Below are 23,446 nucleotides of genomic sequence, written 5' to 3'. Positions count from 1 at the left end.
ATGAAAGGGTTCGATTTGTTATGTCGCACACCCCAATTGTCTTCGCAAAAGAAGCTTATTATAGCGTTGGTCATTTATGTAGGTTGTCTGTTTTACTTTTTGTTTCAAGGTGGAAAAACTTCAGTTATGCTGCTCGCGATGTCCTCTTTATTAGGCATTTATTGGCTTGCAGTCTATTATGGTGGGATTCGTCGTGTACAAGGAAATCGAATAATAGGTGGACGCGCAAAAGGTCGGATACTTGCGCAGTCAAGTCTTGCAGTCGACGTTCGATTGCACGTTCCAGGCTGGCTGCCACTGCCTTATTTGATCGTACGTGATGAGCTGCGGCGATTCGATAAAATAGTGCACCAGCAGCATAGTGTAGTTGTGCTAGATGAAACACGGATAGCGAAAATGCAATACGTGCTGCCCCCATTGCAACGAGGCTACTACGAATTCGGAACGACTACATGCACGTCACGCGATTTGTTCGGACTGTTTGAGGCGCAGGGTAAGTGTGCACTGGGTCAACCCTTTTATGTGCAGCCCGTGACCGTCCCGATCCGATCATGGAATGTGACTAATAGCGGTCATGGTGGTAGTCGCATCAACCGAATCCATTATCGAAATGCAAGCGAATCTACGCAAATAAGTGGGACACGTGCATACATTCCCGGTGACCGCCTATCACGCATTCATTGGAATGCTACGGCAAAGACTGGCGAGCTAAAGTCAAAGCAATTTGAACAAGAGGCGTCCACACCGATCATGATCGTGCTAGACCGCACGGCAACGGCTTATCGCAGCGAAGAGGCATTTGAGCTAGCTGTGTCCGCTGTAGCGTCGATTGTCCAATTTGCAGTGCGGTTGAATCGGCCCGTAAGCATCATAGCTAGTGGGCAAGAGCTTACAGTTTGGGATAACGTTTCTATCCGTACAGAGTCTACTGCGTATAAACATTGGTTTGCGTCCGTACAGTCTGATCCGGTCACGTATAGCGGGGCGGTGGCTAATGAGCCCTTATGGCTCAATCAACTCTATCACATCATCGAACGGCAGCAAGGTACGGTCGTAGCGTGGATAAGCGGCAGCACTTCCTATACGAATACACACGCTTTGCAGAAACTGGCACGTTATAGCTGCGTCGGTAGCTATATTCATATTGACGGTGACCACGGTGTTCACAGTGAGCATTCCGCCGCATTTCAAGCAGAAATAATGAAATATCGTTATGGCTACATTCCGCTCAAGGAGCTTCGCCACTTGCCTTTATTGCTCGGGGGTGGGCGAAGATGAGTAGCAAGCTGCGCCTATTATTCCACACGAATTGGGATTTGCGAATCATTTGGACATGCCTGTATGTGATGCTTTGGCAATGGATCACGTTGTTCGAACCTTACTGGTACGAAGAAACGATCCAGATGTCGCGCTCCGTGCTAGGCGCGTTGTGGTGCGGTTCCATGTTGTTCCCTGTCCCGTCTCAGCTGCTTGGAAGAGTAGTGGTTGGCGTACCTTTAATGGGGTGGCTAACGTATGTAGAGCTAAAAGCATATGAGTTATGGCCTATGTTCTTCTATACCTCTAGTTGGCAATCCGCTTTTATTTCTAAAATAACGGCCTATCATCCTTACGTCTGGTTCTTGCTTGGGCTTTGGTTGTGCTGTGAAGTGTTGTTTTTGCTCATACAGGGGAGCGGGCGTCTCGTTGCCTTTTTATTGCTCCAAATTACAGTGTTCGGCATCTTGGACTCTTTTACGAATGTTATGTTGTGGGAGCAAGTGGCATGGTTAGTCGGTACGACGCTTATTGCCTTGATTGCGGTACACGTACGGACAATGACACAGCAGTTTCCGCACGTGAGGAGCCGCTCCGTTCGTTATCCGCTCCAAATGGGACTTAGCGCGCTGTTCCTTATTTCTCTCATTATATCGTTAGGGATAAGCGTTCCGACTTTCAAGCCGATTTTGACTGATCCATATACAGCTTGGACTGAAAAGGCCGAACAAACGACACAAACTGAATCGAACATGGATGGTTCAAATCCGAGCGAGATGGAAGGAGACGAGGGGTTAGTTATTCCTTCCTTATCAGGATACGGTGAGAACGATGGACAGCTTGGCGGCGCTTTTCAGTTGGATTATACACCAATAATGACCGTTTCAAGCGATGCACGTGGGTACTGGCGAGGTGAAACGAAAGACGTCTATACAGGCCTCGGTTGGATTGATGGAGGAGCGGGAAGTAACAATCTTTTTCAAAAGGGTCAAGTTCTTGATCATTTGCATGGCCCTTCTTCACAAGTGCCAACGAAAGTAATTAAACAAACGTTTCAAATGGAGAAAGCTCCATCTCATAACATATTGTTCGGGATGTCAGCGATCCAGTCTGTTCACGAAATTAAAGGGGTACCGACGAATAAATGGCTGTGGAACGAGCGGGACGGCGAAATGAGCCTGATGGCTTCCGAAATACCGTTGTATCCAGAGAGCTACACCCTTTTTTCTCAAGTGCCAATAGCAACAGAAGAGGAACTGAGAGAGGCCTCCAAACATAACCAAGCTGAAGCGCTGCAAGCTGACAAGGGCTTGTATGTGCAGTTACCTCCTGAACTACCTAAGCGGGTTTCGGAATTGGCTCATGAATTGACCGCTGGTGAAACCAACGATTATGATCGAGCCAAAAAAATTGAAACGTATTTGCGCACGCATTTTCAGTATACGACTACTCCGACCAACAATCTTGCGACAAGTCGCGATTTCGTAGATAGCTTTTTGTTCGATAGTAAAGAAGGCTATTGTGACTATTTTTCGACGTCAATGGCTGTTATGCTCCGCTCTATAGGTGTTCCTACTCGCTGGGTAAAAGGCTATGCCCCAGGTACAAGAGATGGAATATTGGAGCGAATGACAGGTTCGCAAGATGAGCATGCGGGTGGTACTTTTCGTGTAACTAATGCAGATGCGCATTCATGGGTAGAGGTGTATCTTGGTGATTATGGCTGGGTCGCGTTTGAGCCAACACCTGGATTTACGATGACTGCGCTACAACAGCAGGAGGAAGAAAAGAAGCAACCGCTGCATACACCTGAGGAAGACAAGCCTAAGCAGGACAGCGATCAAGAGTTGAACAAGCCAGAGCAAGAAACAAGTCTTCCTACTTGGATAAAGCGTGTTGCTCAAGTTATTGTTCTGATTGTGGTTACAGCTTGTATGGGCATGCTGCTATGGCGGTGGAGTTCTATCGGTTTTTCCATTCGTGGGGTACGATTGCTTCGGCGGAACTTGTCTGTACGTGAGCGAATCGTGCTGGAAACGGAGTTGTGGCTAAGTTATTGCCGCATGCGTGGGTTGAAGAAGGAACCCTATGAGACGGTTCGAGAAGCTGCACACCGCTGGAGCGAGAATATCCTATTAAGGAAATCGACTGCTGAGATTATTGTACGGTTATTTGAAGAGGCAAAGTATGGTACAGCCGAGTTGTCTGATAGCGATCTTGTACAGCTAAAAATGGCAATTAAGCAGTTCAAACGTACATGCTAACACGTAAAATTTGCAGAAAAAGGTACATTTTCATGCCGTTCCGCTCAGGAACGGCTTTTTTTTGCACGAAAAACAAAGAATATGGTATAGTTTTTCGTATGAAAATGAGGTGACCACTTTGTTTGAAGGGCTTATACCCCGTTTGCGGGTACGCACGGTTTATGATATAGACCTTCAGCTGCTGAAGGAACAAGGATACAAAGGTATCATTACCGATTTGGATAATACGCTAGTCGGCGCTAAAGATCCGCTGGCAACACCGCAGCTGTCGGCATGGTTGGAAGAAGTGAAGCGGCAAGGGTTTGACGTTATTATTGTGTCCAATAACAATTTCACCCGTGTGTCGCGTTTTGCGACTCCGCTTAATATTCAATTCGTACACGCAGCGCGGAAGCCATCCCAACGAGCCTTTCATCAAGCTGTAAAGCTTATGGGGCTCCCATCGAAGCAAGTAGTCGTCGTCGGAGATCAGATGCTCACGGATGTTCTCGGCGGCAATCGCATGGACATGTACACGATACTCGTTCAACCGATCGCTATACGAGATGAAGGTTGGATGACAAAAGTGAATCGACGAATTGAACGTATTGTCACATCACGTTTACGCAAAAAGGGTTTGTGGCATGAGGAGGAACAACATTGAATCAGAACGAATCGGCATTGAAATGCAGCGGCTGTGGAGTGAAATTACAGACCGAAGCTATTGAGCTGCCAGGCTATGTGCCGCAAAAAGCGCTGGAACGGACGCCAGTTATTTGTCAGCGCTGTTTCCGTATTAAAAATTACAACGAAGCGATGTCTGTCGCTTTCGATCAAGATGACTTCTTGCGCATGCTTGGACGAATCGGCCAAGAGGATGCGCTCGTTATTCATATCGTCGATCTGTTTGATTTCGACGGTAGTATTATTTCTAGCTTGCAGCGTTTTGTCGGTACGAACCCCGTGCTGCTCGTCGTAAATAAGATCGACTTGCTGCCAAAAGCGACGAACTGGAATCGCCTCAAGAACTGGGTGCAGCGCCAAGCGAAGGAGCACGGTATTCGCATTGTCGATGTCGCGCTCGTTAGTGCGAAGCGCAACCTTGGCTTTGAACGTTTGCTTGAAGACGTAGGCGAATGGCGCCAAGGGCGTGACGTGTATGTCGTTGGAGCGACGAATGTCGGTAAATCGACGTTAATTAACCGCCTTATTCGCGATTACAGCGACATGGAGCGGGAGTTGACGACTTCCCGTTACCCAGGTACGACGCTGGACATCGTTAATATCCCGCTTGATGACGGCAAACATATTATCGATACGCCAGGAATCGTATATTCGAGCCGCCTTACAGAGCTAGTCGCACGTGAAGATTTAGGTTCTTTACTGCCGGATAAGCCGTTGAAACCATTCGTGTATCAACTGAATGAAGGGCAAACGCTATTCTTTGGCGCGATGGCACGCTTTGACTTTGTAGAGGGTGAGCGTCAATCGTTCACATGCTACGTCTCTAGCGGTCTGCCGATTCATCGCACGAAGCTAGAACGTGCAAATGAGCTGTATGCGGAACATCGTGGCGAGATGCTAGCTCCTCCGACGCGTGAGCGTCTGGAAGATCTGCCTCCGTTGTCGCGACACCAGTTCCGTATCGGACGTGGCGGCGATACGGACGTGTTCATCTCCGGCTTAGGCTGGATTAAATGCAACGGCTTAAATGGAGCCTTGATCGACGTTTATGTACCAAAAGGCGTTAAAGTATTGACGCGCCGCTCATTGATTTAACATTGCGCTAAGGGAGGGTCATGACTATGGCTGGCTCTAACGAACATGGAAATGAACAGGAACATTCAGGCTCCATCAACAGTGCGACAGCACTGTATGCGGTCATAGGTGACCCGATTGGCCAATCGAAGTCGCCGCTTATGCACAATGCAGCGCTGCGTCATCTCGGGATGAACGGGGTATATGCTGCATTTCACGTGCTCCCTGCGCGATTGGAACAAGCGATAGATGGGATGCGGGCGTTAGGCATCCAAGGGATGAATGTGACGATTCCACATAAAGAAGCCGTCATGTCCTACTTGGATGAGTTGGATGAGAGTGCGCGCATTATTGGCGCGGTCAACACGATCGTGAATCGGGACGGAAAGCTAATTGGCTATAACACAGATGGCTTAGGGTATGTGCGTGCTTTGAAGGAAGAAGTTATGCCGAACTTGGCACAGGCACGCATCTTGATTATCGGGGCTGGCGGAGCGGCGCGTGGGATTGCCTATGCGTTGCTGCGTGAAGGCTGCACGCGGTTGTACATTGCCAACCGAACGATAGAGCGGGCTAACATGCTAGTCGACGACTTGGCAGGTCTTGCAGGCGTGCCTAGCGTTCCGAGCTTTTCGGGTGCATCGCCCTTGCCACCTACATCAGCCTCTGTGGGAACACCCGTGTATGTTGATGCAATTGCACTTCACGATCAGCCTGCTATCGATCCAGAGCAGATCGACCTAGTCATCCAGACGACTTCGGTCGGAATGCACCCGAACGTGGACGATTTGCCTTTTACAGCAAGCTGGCTTAGGCCCCATATGATCGTAAGTGATATTATATACAATCCGTTAGAAACAGCTATCCTGCGCGAAGCTAGGCGTATTGGCTGTCGCACGCATAGCGGACTAGGCATGTTCATTCATCAAGGTGCGATTGCACTGGAAATGTGGACGAATCGCAAAGCACCGATTCAGGTGATGCGGGATACGGTATTACAAACATTACAATGATACAAACATTAACATGAGTCTACAAATAGGTGCGTCATCACTGACGTAACCTATCGTATATAGACGGACAGGAAGGTTTTACTATGTTAACAGGAAAACAAAAGCGCCATTTGCGCTCGCTTGCGCACCACCTTCAACCTATTTTTCAAATCGGCAAGGGCGGTCTAAACGATCAGCTGGTTCGACATATTGAAGAGGCGATCGAAACGCGCGAGCTTATGAAAATCTCGATTTTGAACAACAACACAGATGACCGTCACGAGATGGCAACTGAACTAGCGAACCGTGCTGATGCGGAGCTTGTACAAGTGATCGGAAAGACAATCGTCTTGTACAAAGAGTCGCGCGAGCATAAAGAAATTATTTTGCCAAAAGCGAAAGCGTAAGTCAGGAGGCATTGCGAATGCGCCAAATCGGTATCATGGGCGGGACATTCGATCCGATTCATATCGGACATCTTTTTGCAGCCGAATGTGCGCGAGAAGATGCGTCGCTGGATGAAGTATGGTTTATGCCTACACGTGTGCCGCCGCATAAGCCGAAGCAGCCGACGGCTTCTCCGGAGCAACGTTTGGAAATGGTAAAGCTGGCTGTACATGCCAACCCCCATTTTCATGCAAGCGACTGGGAACTGGTTCGATCAGGTAAATCATACACGTATGATACGGTGACCGAATTACAGACTGCCTATCCAGATGTACAATTTTCGTGGATTATCGGTGGCGACATGGTCGCTTACTTGCCCAAATGGCATCGGATAGATGAGCTTATGCAGCGTATTCGCTTTGTCGGCCTACACCGGCCAGGAACAGAATGGGACACGTCAACATGGCCGATAACGTGGCAAGAGCGCCTAACGATAGCGCGAATGCCGCAAATGGACATTTCTTCAACGGCGATTCGTGAACGGCTAGCGAATGATCAATCCATTCGTTATATCGTTCCTGATACGGTCGTACAATATATGGCAAGGTGGGGATTGTATGAAGCTAAATCGCGAACAATTGATTGAATCGGTCAAGGCGCAAATGCCAGCTAAGCGATGGACCCATACAGAAGGCGTTATGATTACAGCCGTTCAGCTTGCTGAACGTTTCGGAGCTGACCCTGCCAAGGCAGAACTAGCTGCTATTTTGCATGATGTAGCTAAATATTGGCCGATTGAAAAAATGGAACGGATCATGCGTGAACACAGCGTCGCTCTTGAGCTGCTGGATCACGATAAGCCGCTCTGGCACGCACCTGTTGGTGCCTATGTGGCGGAGACCGAGTATGAGGTTACAGATGAGGAAGTGCTGGATGCGATTCGCTACCACACTTCTGGACGTGAAGAGATGACGCTTCTGGATAAGATCGTCTGCCTTGCTGATTATATCGAACCGGGACGTGATTTTCCGGGCGTCGAGCATATCCGCGAACGAGCGGAGCACGATTTAGATGCAGCGCTGATGGCGGGCTTTGATTCGACCATTACGTTCTTAATTTTGCAGCAGAAATCAATTTATCCTCTTACTGTAATGGCGCGGAACAGCTTAGTGAAGCAAAAGTAAAAGATTTCGATCAAGTTCGATCAAGATAATGAACATAAAAATCATATAGTGGAACATTTTTGGGAGGTTTATTAATGGCGTTGAACTCAAAACAACTCATGGAATTGGCCGTTGATGCGGTAGAAGATAAAAAGGCAATGGACGTAGTCGTGCTCGATTTGCAAGGTATTTCACTAATCGCGGATTACTTTGTTATTTGTCACGGTAATTCAGACACGCAAGTCCAAGCGATTTCAACTGAAATTCGCAAGCGTGCTCACGAAGCAGGTATGTCTGTTCGCGGAACAGAAGGCTTTAATTCTGCACGTTGGGTACTGAATGACTTGGGAGATGTCATTGTTCACGTATTCCACCGCGATGAGCGTGAATATTATAACCTTGAAAAACTTTGGTCGGATGCGAAAGTTGTTGAATTGGCATGACGTTTGCTGCAGGAAAAGTACAACAATTAATAATCGATCGTGAAAAATCACCTTACGGTTATTTTTTGACGGATGGGGAGCAGGATGTACTGCTTCACTACACAGAAGTTACGGGTGAGGTAGAGCCGGGCGACAAGGTCGACGTATTTTTGTTCTTCGATACCGAAGACCGTCTCGCCGCTACGATGAAGCGTCCGCTATTGACGCTAGGAGAAGTGGCCCTGCTGAAAATTGCTGACTTCCACCCCCGCTTCGGTTACTTTCTCGAAATGGGCATCGGTCGTCAACTGCTGCTGCCGATTAGTGAATTGCCCGAGCTGAAAGATCTTCATCCTAAAGTCGGCGAGAGTGTCTATGTGAAAATGGCGCTCGACAAAGTCGGTCGTCTTGTTGCCAAGATTGCCGGCGAGCTTGATATGGATCAGCTTGTGTTTCATGCGCCTTATGCTTGGCGCAATACGTGGCATGAAGCGACGGTATATCGCGCACTCCGAATGGGTACGTTCTTTATCGTGGACGGAGGCCCGCTCGGCTTCGGTGCGATTGGCTTCCTGCACGAATCGTTGCGCCCGCGTCCGCTTCGTGTTGGAGAGCGTGTGCGTGTACGTATCTCGCACGTCCGTGAAGACGGCCGTGTAAACGTCACGTTGGCGGAACAAAAAGAAGTCGGCATGGACAAAGATGCGGATCGTCTGTTCCGCGCACTTAAGGAGCGCCCGAATGGGGCGATGCCTTATTCGGATGAGAGTCCTGCTGACGTCGTGAAGCAGCGCTTTGAGATGAGCAAGTCTGCCTTTAAGCGTTCGCTTGGCCGTTTACTAAAAGCGGGAGTCATCGTGCAAAAGGGCAGCTGGACGGAGCTTACTCCTGCCGGAGCTGCCATGGATTCAGAGCAGTTGGCTGATGTGCTGAAAATCATGCAATCAGAGCCGCGCAAGCCGAAAGAATTGGGTGCAGATGGTGCAGGTGGTACACAGCCATCTGGTGCGGGGAATGCAAGAAATGCCGGGGATGTTGCTAGCAGTTCGAATGTTGCGCACGAAACGAACCGGAATACGCAACGTGATGACCTAACAGCAAGAAAGCCTAATCCGTCATCTTCGCCACGGCCTTCTCGCCCTTCTCGCCCTTCGTTTAAGTAATTACGGACGGTATGACAGGCAAAGTGGATAGACAGGGAGAGTGCAGAGCATGATGGAATCATACGGTCGCTTTGCGACAGTATACGACCGTCTAATGGCAGACATGCCTTATGAGCAGTGGGTATCTTTCGCGACAGAGGCTTGGCACCGTTACGGTAGCGGCAAGCCAACGACCGTCGTTGATCTCGGCTGTGGCACGGGTAATGTAACACTGCCGCTTGCGGCAAGTGGCTATCAGCTGACAGGCATCGATCTATCAGAAACGATGCTTGCTATTGCACGCGACAAATATGATTCGGCAGCCCCAAGCAGAGGTACGGTGCAATGGGTATGCCAAGATATGCGCGAGTGGGCTGTGCCAGAGCCAGTCGATGCAGTCGTGTCCTTTTGTGATTGCCTGAACTATGTGACGGAACCGGACGATGTGAAAAAAGTGTTTCAAGCGACGTACAATCAATTGCGTGCAGGAGGAACATTCGTCTTTGACGTCCATCATGTGCGGCAATTTGAGCAGTATGCGGAGACGCAGCCATTTGCTTATGATGAGGGTGACGTTTCTTATATTTGGTTTTGCGACTATGATGAGGAGCTAAGCCAAATTCAACATGAGCTGACGTTGTTCGTCCAAGATGAGGCCAGCGGTATGTACGAGCGTATTGACGAAAGTCATACCCAGCGTGCTTATGACCTTGAATGGCTGCGCACTAGCTTGGCAGAAGCAGGGTTTACGGAAGTGAACGTGTTTGCCGACTTTAAGTGGGCAAGCCCTGATGAACAATCACATCGATTGTTCATCGTTGCGGTGAAGGCTTAGCGCTGCACGCTTAATCTTGTGTACAGCCCAGGTGACTAGTGTCGTATTGGCGCGGTTACGCATATTGACAATGGTTACGTAATTTCATATGATATAACTACTTTAATTTGCAAAGACCGTGAAGAGGAGCAGTAGCTTTCCTGAATTTAACCAGAGAGCCGACGGGTGGTGCGAGTCGGTAAGGGATGGAAGTGAACTCGCCTTGGAGTTGCGCGATGGATGCGTGATCGTTCTAGCTTGAACGATGGCGTTTACATGGTGACGTATGACCCGCGTTAAGGGTGTCGAGTGAACAGAGGTAAAGCATACCGCTGTTAACTAGGGTGGTACCACGGGAAACGATGCCTCTCGTCCCTAGCCTATGCGCTAGCGATGAGGGGCTTTTTTATGCATTAGTAGGTATATACCTGACAAGTTATGCTTTTTTTAGGCTAATAATCTTACTACATGATTACGCGCAAATTTAGGAGGCCCGTCTATGAGTCAAGAAATGAAGCAGACGCACGGTTATCAACCGCAAACAATTGAACCAAAATGGCAGCAGTATTGGGATGGAAATAAGACCTTCGCTACAACGGAAGAAGACAAGCCGAAGTTCTACGCGCTCGATATGTTCCCATATCCATCAGGGTCTGGATTGCACGTTGGTCACCCAGAGGGATATACAGCAACGGATATCGTATCACGTTACAAACGTATGCGTGGTTACAATGTTCTCCATCCGATGGGCTGGGATGCATTTGGTCTTCCAGCAGAGCAGCACGCATTAGATACAGGTGAACATCCACGTGATATTACGGTAAAGAACATTAACAACTTCCGCCGTCAAATTAAATCACTCGGTTTCTCTTATGATTGGGATCGCGAGCTTAGCACGACTGATCCTGAATATTACAAGTGGACGCAATGGATATTTGTCCAACTGTACAAGCGCGGTCTTGCTTACGTGTCAGAGGCACCAGTGAACTGGTGTCCGGCACTTGGTACTGTACTTGCGAACGAAGAAGTAATCGATGGTAAATCGGAACGTGGCGGTCATCCTGTCATTCGTAAGCCGATGCGCCAATGGATGTTGAAAATTACAGCTTACGCGGACCGCTTAATCGAAGATCTCGATGAGTTGGACTGGCCTGAAAGTCTTAAAGATATGCAGCGCAACTGGATTGGTAAGTCGAAAGGCGCTGAAGTACGCTTCGCCATTGATGGACATAGCGAAGAACTCGTTGTCTTTACAACACGTCCAGATACGTTGTTCGGTTCAACGTATTGCGTTATTGCGCCTGAGCACGATTTAGTGGCACGCATTGCAACATCTGAGCAAAAAGCAGCTATCGAAGCTTACCAGGAGCAAGCATCCCGCAAGAGTGATCTTGAGCGCACGGATTTGGCAAAAGACAAATCAGGCGTATTTACGGGTGCATACGCGATTAACCCAGCAAACGGAGCTAAGTTGCCGATCTGGATCGCGGACTATGTGTTGGCAGGCTACGGAACAGGCGCTATCATGGCGGTTCCAGGTCACGATGAGCGTGACTGGGAGTTTGCGAAGCAGTTCGACTTGCCTATTGTGGAAGTCGTTCAAGGTGGCGATGTAACGAAGGAAGCTTATGCAGGTGACGGAGAGCATGTAAATTCGGAGTTCCTGAACGGCATGACGAACGAAGCGGCTATGGCTAAAATGATCGAGTGGCTTGAAGCAGAAGGCAAAGGTCAAGGCAAAATTACGTACCGTTTGCGTGACTGGTTGTTCAGCCGTCAACGCTATTGGGGCGAGCCGATTCCGATCATCCATCTGGAAGATGGCACGATGAAGACAGTGCCAGAGTCCGAATTACCGCTCGTATTGCCTGATATCGACGCGATTCGTCCTTCTGGAACGGGAGAATCTCCACTTGCAAACGTGACGGATTGGATTAATGTCATCGATCCTGAAACGGGTATGAAAGCACGTCGTGAAACGAACACGATGCCGCAATGGGCTGGAAGCTGCTGGTACTATTTGCGTTATATCGATCCGAAAAATAACGACGAAATTTGCTCGAAGGAATTACAGCAAAAATGGCTTCCGGTTGACTTGTACATCGGCGGCGTTGAGCACGCGGTATTGCATTTGTTGTATGCACGCTTCTGGCACAAAGTGCTGTACGACTTGGGTGTTGTCGCAACGAAAGAGCCGTTCCAAAAGCTCATTAACCAAGGTATGATTCTCGGCACAAACGGCGAGAAAATGTCTAAATCCCGCGGTAACGTCATCAATCCGGACATTATCGTAAACGAGTACGGTGCAGATACGTTGCGCATGTACGAAATGTTTATGGGGCCGCTTGAGGCGACTAAGCCTTGGAATACGAATGGCGTCGAGGGCATGTATCGTTTCCTAAGCCGCATTTGGCGTCTGTTCGTGTCCGATAACGGTCAATTAAATGAGAAAATTTCCGATGCGCCAGCAGACGACGCATTTGTGCGTACATGGCACAAAACGGTTAAGAAAGTAACAGATGATTTTGAAGGGCTGCGCTTTAATACAGCAATCAGCCAACTTATGATCTTCATCAACGATGCGTATAAAGTAGACGTGCTGCCACGCAAAGCGATGGAAAGCTTTGTTCAATTGTTGTCCCCGCTTGCTCCGCATATTGCGGAAGAGCTGTGGACGCGTCTCGGCCATACAGGATCGATTACGTATGTAGCATGGCCAACATACGACGAGGCGTTGACGATTGATGCTGAAGTCGAAGTTGCTGTACAAGTGAACGGTAAACTTGCCGGTCGTATCAAGCTGGCTGTTGATGCGGACGAAGCAGCAATGCAAGAAAAAGCGATGTCCCTGCCGAACGTTCAAACTGCTATCGCAGGTAAGACCGTTCGCAAAGTCATCGCGGTCAAAGGCCGCCTCGTCAATATTGTAGTCGGCTAATAAGAAGTGTTCCATTATTCATCGTTAAATTGAGCGTGGACTTTTTGTAAGTCCTCCTCATATTTCGCATGAGTGACCTGGATGAGCTGGTGAAATACACCTGCTAGCTCTCTGTCCAGCAAGCGAAGCGCCTCGGCGGTTATGCCGCCGGGGACCGCTACGCGCTGCTGCAATTGCTCAAGCGTCAAACCTCCTTCGGTTAACAGCTTGCCTGTTCCTAACACCATTTCACACGCGAGCCGCGCGGCCTCTTTTTCATCAATACCAGTCTCACTAACTGCTGCTTGAACCCATTTTTGTAAAAAAAACGCTACAAATGCCGGACCACAGCTTGATAAATCAGACGATATACGTGTAAATTGCTCGGATACTTGTTGAGGGCTACTGATGGACATCATCAATTGTTCTAGTAGCAATCTATCCTCTGTTTTAATTTTTTTGCCGTACATACATAGGGATGCACCGCTCCAAACATAGTTCGTGATGCTCGGAATAATTTTGGCAACCTTACAGTTTAAGCGACTTTCCAAATGTTTAATGAGCACAGGGCTTGTAATCGAAACAACAATTAGATCCGGATGAACAACGGTTTTTATTTCATCAATCACGTGTTTGAATTCTAATGGCTTTACGCAAAGAAACACAATCTGGCTATGTTGTGCGGTTTCTGCATTGCTGCGCGAGACGATAAGGCCAGGATGAATGGCTGCGAGTTGCTCCACCTTATCGCTTGTGCGGTTGCTGGCAATGATTTGCCTTGGTTCTAATGCTCCTGATCGAATAAGCGCTTCGATGAGCGTTGAACCCATGCTACCCGTACCTATAAACCCGACTTTCACGAGCTGTTCCTCCTTGTTAGTGAGCCGTTTCCAATCTTTCATGCCGCGTGGCAAACAGGCACGAACTCTTATTCTTCAAAGCTTATGCTTGAATGGTTGACCAATATGCGGTTTGGTTGATTTCACACATGAACAATTACACAAAGGATGTACTCAAATGAAGGAGTTGATCAATTTGCGGAGGGGTGTAGGGCATGTTTCCCGCAGAGTATGGCAGCTTTGTATGACTTTGGCTATATTCGCTATGTTGTTATTTTTATGGTTATGGTTAGGCCCACAAATGCAGCAAGCCGAAGGAGATTGGCTCTTGTTGAACGAGGAGGTGGAGCAGCTTCTGTTGGAGGATGAGCAGCAGGGGAGTAAAGAGAAGCAGCAGTTGGACAAACAGAAAAATGGACAAAAATCAGCGACGGAAAAAGGTGCTCTTGAGCAGCCTTCAGTGATCGCGGGTGAGCAACAGCCGAAGGTGGCTCAAGAGAAAGAGGAGACTGCACAAATCCCATTAACAGATGGAGCACAGGCAGGAGGTTTACAGGCATCGGGTGCAAAGACGTCGGGTGTACAGACATCAGATGTACAGATTGAGAAAAATGGCAAGCTGCCTGTGGCCGAAGCTAGTGATCAAAATGACCGCCGAATTAATATTAATGAAGCGGATGAACAGCAATTGACGACACTGCCAGGCATAGGCCCGAGCAAAGCGAAGGCGATTATCGCTTACCGTGATAAACACGGATCTTTTCAATCGGTTGACGAATTGGACAAGGTGAAAGGGATCGGGTCTAAAATGTTGGCCAAGCTGCGTGAACATGCGACAGCGAGTTGTATTGCATGCAAGCGTTAAGGCGAATACAATGAACGTATAGATATTGACCACACTATTTTAGGCAGGGGAATGTGAGAGCCATGACATCGACAGCGACAGTGACGACAGCAACATCGCGTAAAGATTGGGACACCTATTTCATGGACATCGCTTATATGGTTTCCACACGGTCACGCTGCTCCAGACGGCATGTAGGCGCCGTGCTTGTACAAGGCAAAAAGCTGCTTGGCACCGCATATAACGGTGCGCCGATGGGTGTATCTGATTGCAGCGAGGCAGGCTGCATGATTGCGGAACAATACGAGCTCGTTATCGTTAACGGAGTGGAGCAAATGGTCAAGAAGCAGCGCTGCATTCGAACGATTCATGCCGAGCAGAATTTGCTGCTATTCACGGATCGGATCGACCGTGAGGGAGCGTCGGTGTATGTCACCGATCAGCCTTGCTGGACGTGTGCTAATATGTTGGCCAATAGCGGTGTCGTTGAAATTGTGTTTCACCGTCCTTATTTGAAAGATACCGATAAGGTTACCGCGATGATGGGGCAAAAAGGTGTCATTTTTCGCCAGTTAGAACATTATCAACCGCCACGTGAAACAGAAATTTGTGATTTGAATGCATAAGCGCAGATTATGGACGCTGCGAGTAACCAATGAGGAAGAACCTCTGTAGGCGCAAGCCGCGTGAACATCGGATAGAAGCTACGCTTCTAAGGTGTTCGCGCTCGATAATGCGCAGCAGAGGTTTTTTTATTTTTGTACATAAGATTGGAGGTACGTGTATGATGCAGCGACGGCCACTCGTTATGGTGGCATGCTGTTGGGTGATTGGAATTCATTTAGGAGCCTCATTATCATCGTTTGCGGCACTTGTAGCGTCATTTGCACTTGCTGCTCTGTTGCCAATATGCGTGCTGATGAGTTGGTGTAATGCTAAGCGAGCTTTGCTTTATGGTGCTGCTTTGTTGCTAGCTGCTGGATCATTTGTCGTGTACGATCGCATGAATACGAGTATATGGGCCATGACGACGGAAGAAATAGATCGGTCATATAACGGGATTTGGAGCGGCACGATTATTTCTCCTGTTGAAAGAGATGGTGATCGTGTTCAGTTTCGGTTGCGCGTCGGTGCGTGGAAGTTGCTAGATGAGGGTAATAGTAAAAAGAAGCAGCGCAATATAAAGGGTGGAGAAGACGGAGTAGTTGAACACATCGCAGAAATCGAAAATAGTGATGAAATTGAAAATAGCGAAGAAACGGTGCTTGTGAACGTGCGTTTGAGTAAACAAGCGGAACTTTCAACGGCTGGTCAATGGCGACGAGGCAACAAAGTGAGCATTGCAGGTCAGTTAGAGCGTCCACAGCCAGCTTGGAATTTCGGTGCTTTTGACTATCGGAACTATTTGCGGACGCAGCATATATTTTGGATCCTCAAAGTAAAAGGGGCGTCCAGCGTCCAAGTGCTTGATGCGCAAGGAGGCTCGTACGTTCAGCTTACGTTAGCTCAAATGGATACATTTCGCGCATATTTGTCAGGTACATTGGCGCGTTTGTTTGCTGAGCCACATAGTGGGTATTTGCAAGGGCTTATTTTAGGCTTGCAAAATGACCTGGACCCAGAGACGTATCGCCATTTTTCACAGCTTGGTCTGACACATGTACTGGCGATTTCAGGTATGCATGTCGCTGTATTTGTAGGCACCTTACTCGTTATTTTCCGTCTGTTCCGCCTATCTCGCGAGACGTCTCTGATCATCATTATGTGGCTCATTCCACTGTATGTGCTGCTTACAGGTGCAGCAGCGTCTATTGTGCGGGCAGGCATCATGTCGGTTGTTGCTCTGTATGGATTACGACGCGGTTGGCTGCGTGATGGCTTACATCTGTTGGCTGGAGCTTTACTCGTGATGCTGTGGTGGGAGCCGTACTATGCAATGGATGTAGGGTTTCAGCTTTCTTTTGCTGTTACAGCTGGGCTCATTCTCGGTGTCCCACGGATGCAGCGCTTGCTACCGCATAATTGGCCACTCTGGCTCACTTCTTCGGTGTCTGTTACTGTAGTCGCGCAAGTAGTTTCACTACCACTCACGGTGTTTTATTTTCACCAAGTCTCACAACTTTCTGTGCTCGCTAATTTTGTGTTAGTCCCGTTTATTAGCTTGGTCGTGCTTCCATTGGGCACGATTGCGCTGATGATTGGCTTGGTTTACGAGCCAGTTGCTAAGCCGTTCGTATGGATTGTGCAATGGATGAACGATGTGACGTTCGCTACTGTACAGAAGCTTGCCCATATAGAAGGTGCGACTGTTATATGGCCGCAAACATCTGCTGCTTGGATTGCCGGTTACTTTGGCACGGTTGCCTTGCTGACTCATTTCCTCTTACAATGGCGCGAGCGTACTCAGTTAGCACGCTTACCTACTGATCGTGATGAAACGCAGCCATTGCCGGATTTTGAACAGTTGAACTTTGTCCCTAGACGTGGAACTGTAATGGCTGTTTGTGGTTCCGTTCTGTTGCTGTTGGGGGTGCTATGGTGGGGATATCGTGGTCAAACAGCAGCATACGGGAGCGTAAGTGTATTGGACGTAGGGCAGGGCGACAGTATTCTCGTACGTACAGCAGCCGGTCGGCATCTCCTTATTGATGGCGGAGGTACGGTATCTTTTCGAAAGCCAGGTGAACAATGGCGCGAACGGAAAGATCCGTTCGAAATCGGGCGAAAGCAGCTTGTCCCGTTACTTAAGCAGCGTGGGGTTCGGGAGTTGGATGCCGTTATTTTGACGCATGGTGATGCTGACCATGCTGGCGGTTTACGTGCTGTGATGCAGTCGCTGCCCACGCGCAAGTTCATCATGAATGGGACATGGAAATCTTCACCGCTCATGAATGAATTGTATGAGATTGCAATAAACCGTGACATTCCTATCGTCAAATGGCAGGCGGGGGACATGTGGGCTATCGACGACACGGCCCACATCGAGGTGTTGTACCCTGCAATTAGCATCAATGCGGGGCAAACGGGTACACCAAGAACGAGCGAATCGTCGCCGTCGAGCGAGCACAGCCCGGTTATCGTACCCGTTGCTGAGCAAAATGAAGCGTCACTCGTGCTGCGTCTGACATTGTCCGAAGCAAAGTTCAACAACGAAGCGTCGTTCCTATTAACGGGAGATATTGGCGCGAGTGGTGAACGCGACATCGTGCAAGAACAGCAGCAACTTGGTCGATCCGAACAACGTCGACAGATCGACGTGCTGAAAGTAGCACACCATGGCAGCCGCACGTCTACCACGGCAGAGTGGCTTGAATATTGGTCGCCGCGATTCGGCGTCATATCAGCCGGACGTCAAAACATCTACGGCCACCCTCATCCACTCGTGATGTCTGCGCTGCGTAATCATCAGGTGTCTGTGTTGCGTACCGATCGGTATGGCGAAGTTGAATTTCGCTTAACCTCACGCGGATTAGAAGTAAGAACGAGGCGCGGAAGTGATGTGAAACAATAAGGATTTGATTTCGCAGCAACTCAGCTGGTATTCTTGCATATAAAAGATAGAGCACGCTTTTGACGTGCTCTTTTTGGCAGGTGTTCCGATTTGGTAAGATAAAGAGTTAAAATTTGAAATGAATACGAATGGCAAGTCTGGTATGCTTAAAAAGGTTTTTATTCCGTGTTACCCTAATTTTATAACATTATTTACATAAATAATTGAAAAATGAACAAATTGGAACATACTTAGCTGCAACCATTTGCGTACTCGGTACGTCAATGGTTATGCAAGAGGGGAGGATCATAGTGGCAGAGGCAGAACTAATTCGGGCTGCTCAATCCGGCGATCGCGACGCTTTAATTACTCTTTTGCGGGATATTGAACAACATGTGTATCGTACCGCATATTATTTGTTAAATAATGAGCAGGATGCACTGGACGCGTCTCAAGAAGCTTTAATCCGGATTTATACGAAAATTCAGTCATATGAAGAAAAAGCGCAGTTTAAGACATGGGTTCAGCGAATCGTGACGAACATTTGTATTGATAAATTTCGTCGCAATCGTCCTGTCGTCTCGATTGAAGAACACAATCTAGATTTTTTTGGTGATCAAAACGTAGAGAGAGAAGTTATGTCCGCATATGCGGCTCAAGATATTCGGAACGCCATCGACCGCCTACCTGAACATCATAGAGCCGTTGTTGTTTTACGGTATTTGCAGGACTTTTCGTATAATGAAATTGCAGAGAGCTTGAATTTACCCTTGAACACGGTGAAGTCTTACTTATTCCGCGCGCGACAACAGCTTCAGACAACGCTACAAGATTATGAGAAAGGTGGTGTGCGAGGATGAACTGTTCAGAGGTGGTGGAAATGATGCAGCGCCATTTAGACAACGATTTGGATGGAACGGAGACGGACCTTCTGACAGAACATACACAACATTGCCCCGCCTGTGCTGAAATATACGAGCGTCTAGCGCGCTTAAGCAGTGAGTTGGAACAGCTACCTAAAGTAACGCCGCGCTTCAGTATTGTCGATTCCATTTTACCTGCCCTTGATCGGTTGGATATGGAAGGGCAAAGCTCGGCTACGGCACCTGCTGTTTTGCAACATTCATTGATTCATTCAGAAACAGAAAAGGTTAGTCATATAGATTCGTCAGTTGCAAGTAAGCAGACTGATTCAAGTCGTGACCAACAACCGGGACAGCCTCTTCCGATTCAACGTAAACGTTGGACGGATCGCTTCAAATGGCGAACAGTAGGTGCTGTAACGGCTGCGGGCGTTATGTTCGGTTTATTTATTGTTTCATACAAGCCGCAAGTGCATGAAAGTGCAGATTTTAATGAATTAAAGGATCGGGCGATACAGCAGCATAATGAATTGCCCGCAACGAAACAGGTGGAGCAGCAGCCTATTCACAACCCACATGGGCAACAAAATCATGGTAAACCTGAGGCTGTACCTAAAGCGGGTGACCAACCTGTTGAAGAAGAAACGGCCCAAGACACGGGAGCTGTTGATTCGGGTAAACCAAATCCGAAACAACCTAAGAACGATGAGCCTGTATATCGGCAACCATCTAGCCAGGTTGAAGCTGACCGGAAACGAAATGATGGTACTACAGGGCATACAGGGCAGCAGAGCGGACATCAAGAGCGTACAGTGAAAGTGAAGAAGACAGAAGACAAGGGTAGTATTCCTTATGTTAGCAAAATACATCCAGAGACGACAACGAATCCATCCAAGAATGATAAATCGGTTGTAACGCCGCCAGCTGTAAAAAAGGGGCAAGAACCGGATAAAGACGGAACTGGACGAAATGATGCCTCTGCTACGGTTCAGCCGCACAAACCTTCCATCATTCCTGATAAGGATGTGGGTGTTCAAGAAAGCACGGATGAGGCCGCCATTGTTCCAGAAACCGCAAAGATAAGTACTTTTGATACGAAATCCGTGCAAACGACTTCCGCGGATGGGAAATGGCTAGTACGGTACGATCAAGGTAAGCTTATTTTATTCGCTATTAAGGATGAGCAGCAGACAGAAGTTCAATCCATCTCATTTTCATATGAGCCTGTAGATTGGACTTGGTCAGCGGACAATGCACAGCTAACGATCACCACATCGAACGACGCTGCCAAAGCGCAAGTGTTCCGTGTGAGCGAGCAAGGCATTGCTATTGTCGAGGAAAAAGTTGAAAAAGTTCAAGAACAAGAAGCTGGTGTGGAGCAAGAACAGAACGATAAATAAAGTATGAGCAGCGACATAAAGACGAAGCTTTCCGCGCCATAAAATGGAGTGTTATCGATGCACACTTTGCGTGATGATTGCGTATATTGTTGTTAAGCTTACGAAAGCAATGACGTTCCCGTACGTCGTGTAACCGTGTTGCTAGGAGGAACCTAGGCCTCCGTTGCAGACGTTTATCATAGATGATATGGGACAAAGGGATTGCGCGACTACGGTTGCGCAGTCCCTTTGTTTTTGCTGCAAAGTTTGCTATGATGGTGGTCGAAGGTTTAGGGGAGGAATAGCAGTGGATTTAAAGACTTGCGTCAAAGAAATTCAACGCGGAAATCCGCGCTCGATATACGTACTATACGGCACGGAAAAATACAGACTGCAAGAATTTGTGCAGTTCATCATTCAGCATACGGTATCCGAAGAGCATCGCGATCTCGCGCTATCGAAATACGATACCGCTGAGACGCCAATCGAAACGGTTATCGAAGAAGCGGAGACGCCACCTTTTTTAGTGGAGCGCAAATGTATTATCGTCAAAGATCAGACGATATTTGCCTCTGGACGGGAAGGGAAAATAGAGCACCAGACGAATCGTTTGCTCACGTATATGGAGCAGCCGCTGGAGACGAGTATCATCATATTTGTTATCCAAGCGGACAAGCTTGATGAGCGTAAGAAGACGGTTAAGCTAGCGAAATCGGTAGGGGCTGTCCTGTCGTTTTTACCACTTAGTGCAGAAGAATTGGTCGAGTGGGTCGTGAAGCAAGTAGAGAAGCAAGGATGCTCGATTACACAAGCTGGAGTAGAGGCGCTGCTCAATAGTGCGGGCACTCATTTGCAGTCGTTATCGGCTGAAATTAATAAGCTATGCCTGTTCACAGGCGCGGGTGGAACGATTGAAATCGAGACGATCGAACGGCTTATTGCCAAGACGACTGAGCAAAATGTGTTTCAACTGGTCGAGGACATTGTGCGTCGACGTGCAGACCGTGCGCTTGCTGTGCTGCATGAGTTGCTGAAGCAAAAAGAGGAGCCCATTAAGATTATGGCGCTTATCGTACGTCAGCTGCGCATTATGCTGCAAGTGAAGGAGTTGACGGGACAGAGCTTTACCCAGCAGCAGGCAGCCTCACAGCTTGGTCTGCATCCGTATGCGGTTAAGGTTGCGGCTGAGCAGGCACGTCAATACGAGCCTCAAGTGCTTGCGCGTTGGCTGGCAACAGCAGCCGAGCTTGATTATGAGATGAAGTCAGGGCGTGTGGACAAGACGCTAGGCTTGGAGTTGTTCATTATGCGAATTGCTGCTGGCATTATGAAAGAAGCCCGAAGATAGACACGCTAGCGTGTTATCTTCGGGCTTCACTTCTTCGCTTTAAGCTACTAGCTAAGTATGAAAGGCTCTAGCTTACGCTTGCGCGGAAAGAGCGTTCAATTTTGTTGCTAAGCGGGACTTTTTGCGGGCAGCCGCATTCTTGTGGATCAAGCCCTTAGTCACAGCTTTGTCAAGCTTCTTAGAAGCCAAAGCAACAGCTGCTTTAGCTGTTTCAACTTCGTTGTTCGTCAAAGCGACGTCAGCTGATTTAACAGCTGTGCGAAGTGCGGATTTTTGGGAAGCGTTCAACATGCGACGTTTTTCGCCTGTTTTCACGCGTTTTACAGCGGATTTAATGTTTGGCATTGATTTTCACCTCCGTTGCATCGTAGTGCGACAACAGAATCAATTTCTTCACAGATTTCTAGAATGAAATAGATTCACAACTTAAAGTATTTTATCATGGTGTCAACTAAAAAGCAATACATTTACCCCTATAACAACTGCTTACTTTCCGCTTGTATCCCGTATAAGATTGGTGAACTTGTACACAATATGGGCGTATGAGCACGTGCTAGACAGGAGGTAGCAGAATGACTGTAGATTTACGTGCCTTTTCGGTGCGAACAGATCTGGCGTTAGAAGCAAGAGAAATCGCGCAGCCGGACCTAAATGTAGCTATTCCCGGTGTCGTAGAAGAGATAGAGGATCGGCAAGGAATTAAAGTCACGCGTATTCATGTGCAGACGGAGGAAGGGTCAAGAGCGCTCGGACGCTTGCAAGGACGATATGTGACGTTAGAGGTGCCTGGGTTGCGGCGTAAAGATTCAACGCTTCAGGATCGAGTGGCGACCAAGTTTGCGCAGGAGTTTGCGACATTCTTGACGGAAATAGGTGTGACGAAGGAGCATAAGGTGCTTATCGTCGGCTTGGGCAACTGGAAAGTGACCCCCGATGCACTTGGGCCAACAGTCGTGGAAAATGTACTGGTCACACGACACTATTTTGAGTTGTCACCGGAGCAAGTGAGCCCAGGTTATCGTCAGGTGAGTGCGGTGGCCCCAGGTGTACTTGGGATAACGGGTATTGAATCCAGTGAAATTGTACAAGGGATCGTCGACCGAACGAAGCCTGATCTCATTATCGCCATTGATTCTTTAGCTTCTAAAGCGCTCGAACGGGTGAATACAACAATTCAAATTGCAGATATTGGCATTCACCCCGGTTCAGGGATCGGTAACAAACGGCGTGGCCTAACGAAAGACATTCTCGGTATTCCGTGTATTGCGATTGGTGTGCCGACGGTGTGTTACGCTTCGACGATCGTGAATAACGCAATTGAGATGATGAAGGAACATTTTAGTACGCAAACGAACAACACGCGCGATATTTTAGGCATGCTAGACGATATTCACGAGCAGGAACGGCTCATGCTCGTAAAGGAAGTGTTGGAGCCGCTCGGGCACGATTTGATTGTAACGCCGAAGGAAGTTGATGAATTCATGGAGGACATGGGCAACATTATTGCCAGTGGTTTGAACGCAGCGCTGCATGAGGCCGTGGATAATAGCAACGTGGCAGCGTATACGCACTGATGGAAGTGTGTGCA

Annotated in this window: 21 protein-coding genes and 1 other annotated feature; of the genes, 19 read left to right on the top strand and 2 right to left on the bottom strand. The window is 48.2% G+C overall.

What is annotated here, in order from left to right; genetic code table 11:
- The 12 genes from KIK04_RS03580 to leuS all read left to right on the top strand — a co-directional run bounded on the left by KIK04_RS03580 (nucleotide 1) and on the right by leuS (nucleotide 13,116).
- A complete protein-coding gene (locus tag KIK04_RS03580) occupies nucleotides 1-1,278 on the top strand; it encodes a DUF58 domain-containing protein (protein WP_232276961.1) in 1,278 nt (425 codons plus the stop codon).
- Nucleotides 1,275-3,521 (top strand): DUF4129 domain-containing transglutaminase family protein, encoded by a 2,247-nt coding sequence (locus tag KIK04_RS03575; RefSeq protein WP_232276960.1) that lies wholly within the window; start codon nucleotides 1,275-1,277, stop codon nucleotides 3,519-3,521. Before KIK04_RS03580 ends, KIK04_RS03575 begins: the two co-directional genes overlap by 4 nt.
- 118 nt (nucleotides 3,522-3,639) lie before the next feature.
- Complete coding sequence (locus KIK04_RS03570; RefSeq protein ID WP_232278582.1) at nucleotides 3,640-4,164, top strand: YqeG family HAD IIIA-type phosphatase; 525 nt, start codon at nucleotides 3,640-3,642, stop codon at nucleotides 4,162-4,164.
- On the top strand, nucleotides 4,161-5,279 hold the full coding sequence (gene yqeH, locus KIK04_RS03565; RefSeq protein WP_232276959.1) for a ribosome biogenesis GTPase YqeH: 1,119 nt from the start codon (nucleotides 4,161-4,163) through the stop codon (nucleotides 5,277-5,279). Before KIK04_RS03570 ends, yqeH begins: the two co-directional genes overlap by 4 nt.
- Before the next feature lie 26 nt (nucleotides 5,280-5,305).
- A complete protein-coding gene (aroE, locus tag KIK04_RS03560; RefSeq protein ID WP_232276958.1) occupies nucleotides 5,306-6,271 on the top strand; it encodes a shikimate dehydrogenase in 966 nt (321 codons plus the stop codon).
- Nucleotides 6,272-6,354: 83 nt separating this feature from the next.
- A complete protein-coding gene (yhbY, locus tag KIK04_RS03555; RefSeq protein WP_232276957.1) occupies nucleotides 6,355-6,657 on the top strand; it encodes a ribosome assembly RNA-binding protein YhbY in 303 nt (100 codons plus the stop codon).
- Nucleotides 6,658-6,674: 17 nt separating this feature from the next.
- Entirely contained in the window at nucleotides 6,675-7,283 is a 609-nt protein-coding gene (locus KIK04_RS03550) for a nicotinate-nucleotide adenylyltransferase (protein ID WP_232276956.1), read from the top strand.
- A complete protein-coding gene (gene yqeK, locus KIK04_RS03545; protein WP_232276955.1) occupies nucleotides 7,255-7,821 on the top strand; it encodes a bis(5'-nucleosyl)-tetraphosphatase (symmetrical) YqeK in 567 nt (188 codons plus the stop codon). The genes KIK04_RS03550 and yqeK overlap by 29 nt, the downstream gene beginning before the upstream one ends.
- Nucleotides 7,822-7,895: 74 nt before the next feature.
- Entirely contained in the window at nucleotides 7,896-8,243 is a 348-nt protein-coding gene (gene rsfS, locus KIK04_RS03540) for a ribosome silencing factor (RefSeq protein WP_232276954.1), read from the top strand.
- Nucleotides 8,240-9,385: a CvfB family protein gene (locus KIK04_RS03535; RefSeq protein WP_332329994.1), complete on the top strand. Its 1,146-nt coding sequence runs from the start codon at nucleotides 8,240-8,242 to the stop codon at nucleotides 9,383-9,385. The genes rsfS and KIK04_RS03535 overlap by 4 nt, the downstream gene beginning before the upstream one ends.
- A 52-nt stretch (nucleotides 9,386-9,437) precedes the next feature.
- Nucleotides 9,438-10,199 carry a class I SAM-dependent DNA methyltransferase gene (locus KIK04_RS03530; protein WP_232278581.1) on the top strand — a complete coding sequence of 254 codons (762 nt, stop codon included), beginning with the start codon at nucleotides 9,438-9,440 and terminating at the stop codon, nucleotides 10,197-10,199.
- Nucleotides 10,200-10,308: 109 nt separating this feature from the next.
- Nucleotides 10,309-10,558 (top strand) — a binding site (T-box leader).
- 119 nt (nucleotides 10,559-10,677) lie between these two features.
- Complete coding sequence (leuS, locus tag KIK04_RS03525; RefSeq protein ID WP_232276953.1) at nucleotides 10,678-13,116, top strand: leucine--tRNA ligase; 2,439 nt, start codon at nucleotides 10,678-10,680, stop codon at nucleotides 13,114-13,116.
- Nucleotides 13,117-13,130: 14 nt separating this feature from the next.
- Here leuS and comER read toward each other — a convergent pair whose 3' ends face one another.
- Nucleotides 13,131-13,955: a late competence protein ComER gene (gene comER / locus KIK04_RS03520; RefSeq protein ID WP_232276952.1), complete on the bottom strand. Its 825-nt coding sequence runs from the start codon at nucleotides 13,953-13,955 to the stop codon at nucleotides 13,131-13,133.
- 244 nt (nucleotides 13,956-14,199) lie between these two features.
- Between comER and KIK04_RS03515 the strand changes: the two genes are divergently transcribed.
- The 6 genes from KIK04_RS03515 to holA all read left to right on the top strand — a co-directional run bounded on the left by KIK04_RS03515 (nucleotide 14,200) and on the right by holA (nucleotide 21,858).
- The gene (locus KIK04_RS03515; protein ID WP_232276951.1) at nucleotides 14,200-14,799 is read left to right on the top strand and encodes a ComEA family DNA-binding protein; all 600 of its coding nucleotides are present in this window, start codon (nucleotides 14,200-14,202) and stop codon (nucleotides 14,797-14,799) included.
- 62 nt (nucleotides 14,800-14,861) lie between these two features.
- Nucleotides 14,862-15,404, top strand: coding sequence for a deoxycytidylate deaminase (locus tag KIK04_RS03510; RefSeq protein ID WP_232276950.1), 543 nt, complete (start codon nucleotides 14,862-14,864; stop codon nucleotides 15,402-15,404).
- 158 nt (nucleotides 15,405-15,562) lie between these two features.
- Nucleotides 15,563-18,289, top strand: a complete 2,727-nt coding sequence (locus KIK04_RS03505) for a ComEC/Rec2 family competence protein (protein WP_232276949.1) — start codon at nucleotides 15,563-15,565, stop codon at nucleotides 18,287-18,289.
- Between the two features lie 290 nt (nucleotides 18,290-18,579).
- Nucleotides 18,580-19,128 (top strand): RNA polymerase sigma factor, encoded by a 549-nt coding sequence (locus KIK04_RS03500; RefSeq protein WP_232278580.1) that lies wholly within the window; start codon nucleotides 18,580-18,582, stop codon nucleotides 19,126-19,128.
- Nucleotides 19,125-20,531 carry an anti-sigma factor family protein gene (locus tag KIK04_RS03495; RefSeq protein ID WP_232276948.1) on the top strand — a complete coding sequence of 469 codons (1,407 nt, stop codon included), beginning with the start codon at nucleotides 19,125-19,127 and terminating at the stop codon, nucleotides 20,529-20,531. Before KIK04_RS03500 ends, KIK04_RS03495 begins: the two co-directional genes overlap by 4 nt.
- A gap of 286 nt (nucleotides 20,532-20,817) precedes the next feature.
- Nucleotides 20,818-21,858: a DNA polymerase III subunit delta gene (gene holA, locus KIK04_RS03490; protein ID WP_232276947.1), complete on the top strand. Its 1,041-nt coding sequence runs from the start codon at nucleotides 20,818-20,820 to the stop codon at nucleotides 21,856-21,858.
- A gap of 72 nt (nucleotides 21,859-21,930) precedes the next feature.
- On the opposite strand, the gene rpsT is transcribed toward holA, so the two are convergent.
- Nucleotides 21,931-22,203, bottom strand: a complete 273-nt coding sequence (rpsT, locus tag KIK04_RS03485; protein ID WP_232276946.1) for a 30S ribosomal protein S20 — start codon at nucleotides 22,201-22,203, stop codon at nucleotides 21,931-21,933.
- A 227-nt stretch (nucleotides 22,204-22,430) separates the two neighbouring features.
- Between rpsT and gpr the strand changes: the two genes are divergently transcribed.
- Entirely contained in the window at nucleotides 22,431-23,432 is a 1,002-nt protein-coding gene (gene gpr / locus KIK04_RS03480; RefSeq protein ID WP_232276945.1) for a GPR endopeptidase, read from the top strand.
- The last annotated feature ends 14 nt before the right edge of the window (nucleotides 23,433-23,446 follow it).

Origin of the sequence: Paenibacillus sp. 481 (genome assembly GCF_021223605.1) — a bacterium.
Taxonomy (GTDB): Bacteria; Bacillota; Bacilli; order Paenibacillales; family Paenibacillaceae; genus Paenibacillus_B.
Note: the sequence above shows the minus strand (reverse complement) of the source record. Positions and strands in the feature narration are given on the sequence as shown.

What these genes read in the sequence shown, in the direction of transcription:
- KIK04_RS03580 (WP_232276961.1), top strand. Translation starts at nt 1, where the DNA reads ATGAAAGGGTTCGATTTGTTATGTCGCACACCCCAATTGTCTTCGCAA.
- KIK04_RS03575 (WP_232276960.1), top strand. Translation starts at nt 1,275, where the DNA reads ATGAGTAGCAAGCTGCGCCTATTATTCCACACGAATTGGGATTTGCGA.
- aroE (WP_232276958.1), top strand. Translation starts at nt 5,306, where the DNA reads ATGGCTGGCTCTAACGAACATGGAAATGAACAGGAACATTCAGGCTCC.
- yhbY (WP_232276957.1), top strand. Translation starts at nt 6,355, where the DNA reads ATGTTAACAGGAAAACAAAAGCGCCATTTGCGCTCGCTTGCGCACCAC.
- KIK04_RS03550 (WP_232276956.1), top strand. Translation starts at nt 6,675, where the DNA reads ATGCGCCAAATCGGTATCATGGGCGGGACATTCGATCCGATTCATATC.
- yqeK (WP_232276955.1), top strand. Translation starts at nt 7,255, where the DNA reads ATGAAGCTAAATCGCGAACAATTGATTGAATCGGTCAAGGCGCAAATG.
- rsfS (WP_232276954.1), top strand. Translation starts at nt 7,896, where the DNA reads ATGGCGTTGAACTCAAAACAACTCATGGAATTGGCCGTTGATGCGGTA.
- KIK04_RS03535 (WP_332329994.1), top strand. Translation starts at nt 8,240, where the DNA reads ATGACGTTTGCTGCAGGAAAAGTACAACAATTAATAATCGATCGTGAA.
- KIK04_RS03530 (WP_232278581.1), top strand. Translation starts at nt 9,438, where the DNA reads ATGGAATCATACGGTCGCTTTGCGACAGTATACGACCGTCTAATGGCA.
- leuS (WP_232276953.1), top strand. Translation starts at nt 10,678, where the DNA reads ATGAGTCAAGAAATGAAGCAGACGCACGGTTATCAACCGCAAACAATT.
- KIK04_RS03515 (WP_232276951.1), top strand. Translation starts at nt 14,200, where the DNA reads ATGTTGTTATTTTTATGGTTATGGTTAGGCCCACAAATGCAGCAAGCC.
- KIK04_RS03510 (WP_232276950.1), top strand. Translation starts at nt 14,862, where the DNA reads ATGACATCGACAGCGACAGTGACGACAGCAACATCGCGTAAAGATTGG.
- KIK04_RS03505 (WP_232276949.1), top strand. Translation starts at nt 15,563, where the DNA reads ATGATGCAGCGACGGCCACTCGTTATGGTGGCATGCTGTTGGGTGATT.
- KIK04_RS03495 (WP_232276948.1), top strand. Translation starts at nt 19,125, where the DNA reads ATGAACTGTTCAGAGGTGGTGGAAATGATGCAGCGCCATTTAGACAAC.
- rpsT (WP_232276946.1), bottom strand. Translation starts at nt 22,203, where the DNA reads ATGCCAAACATTAAATCCGCTGTAAAACGCGTGAAAACAGGCGAAAAA.
- gpr (WP_232276945.1), top strand. Translation starts at nt 22,431, where the DNA reads ATGACTGTAGATTTACGTGCCTTTTCGGTGCGAACAGATCTGGCGTTA.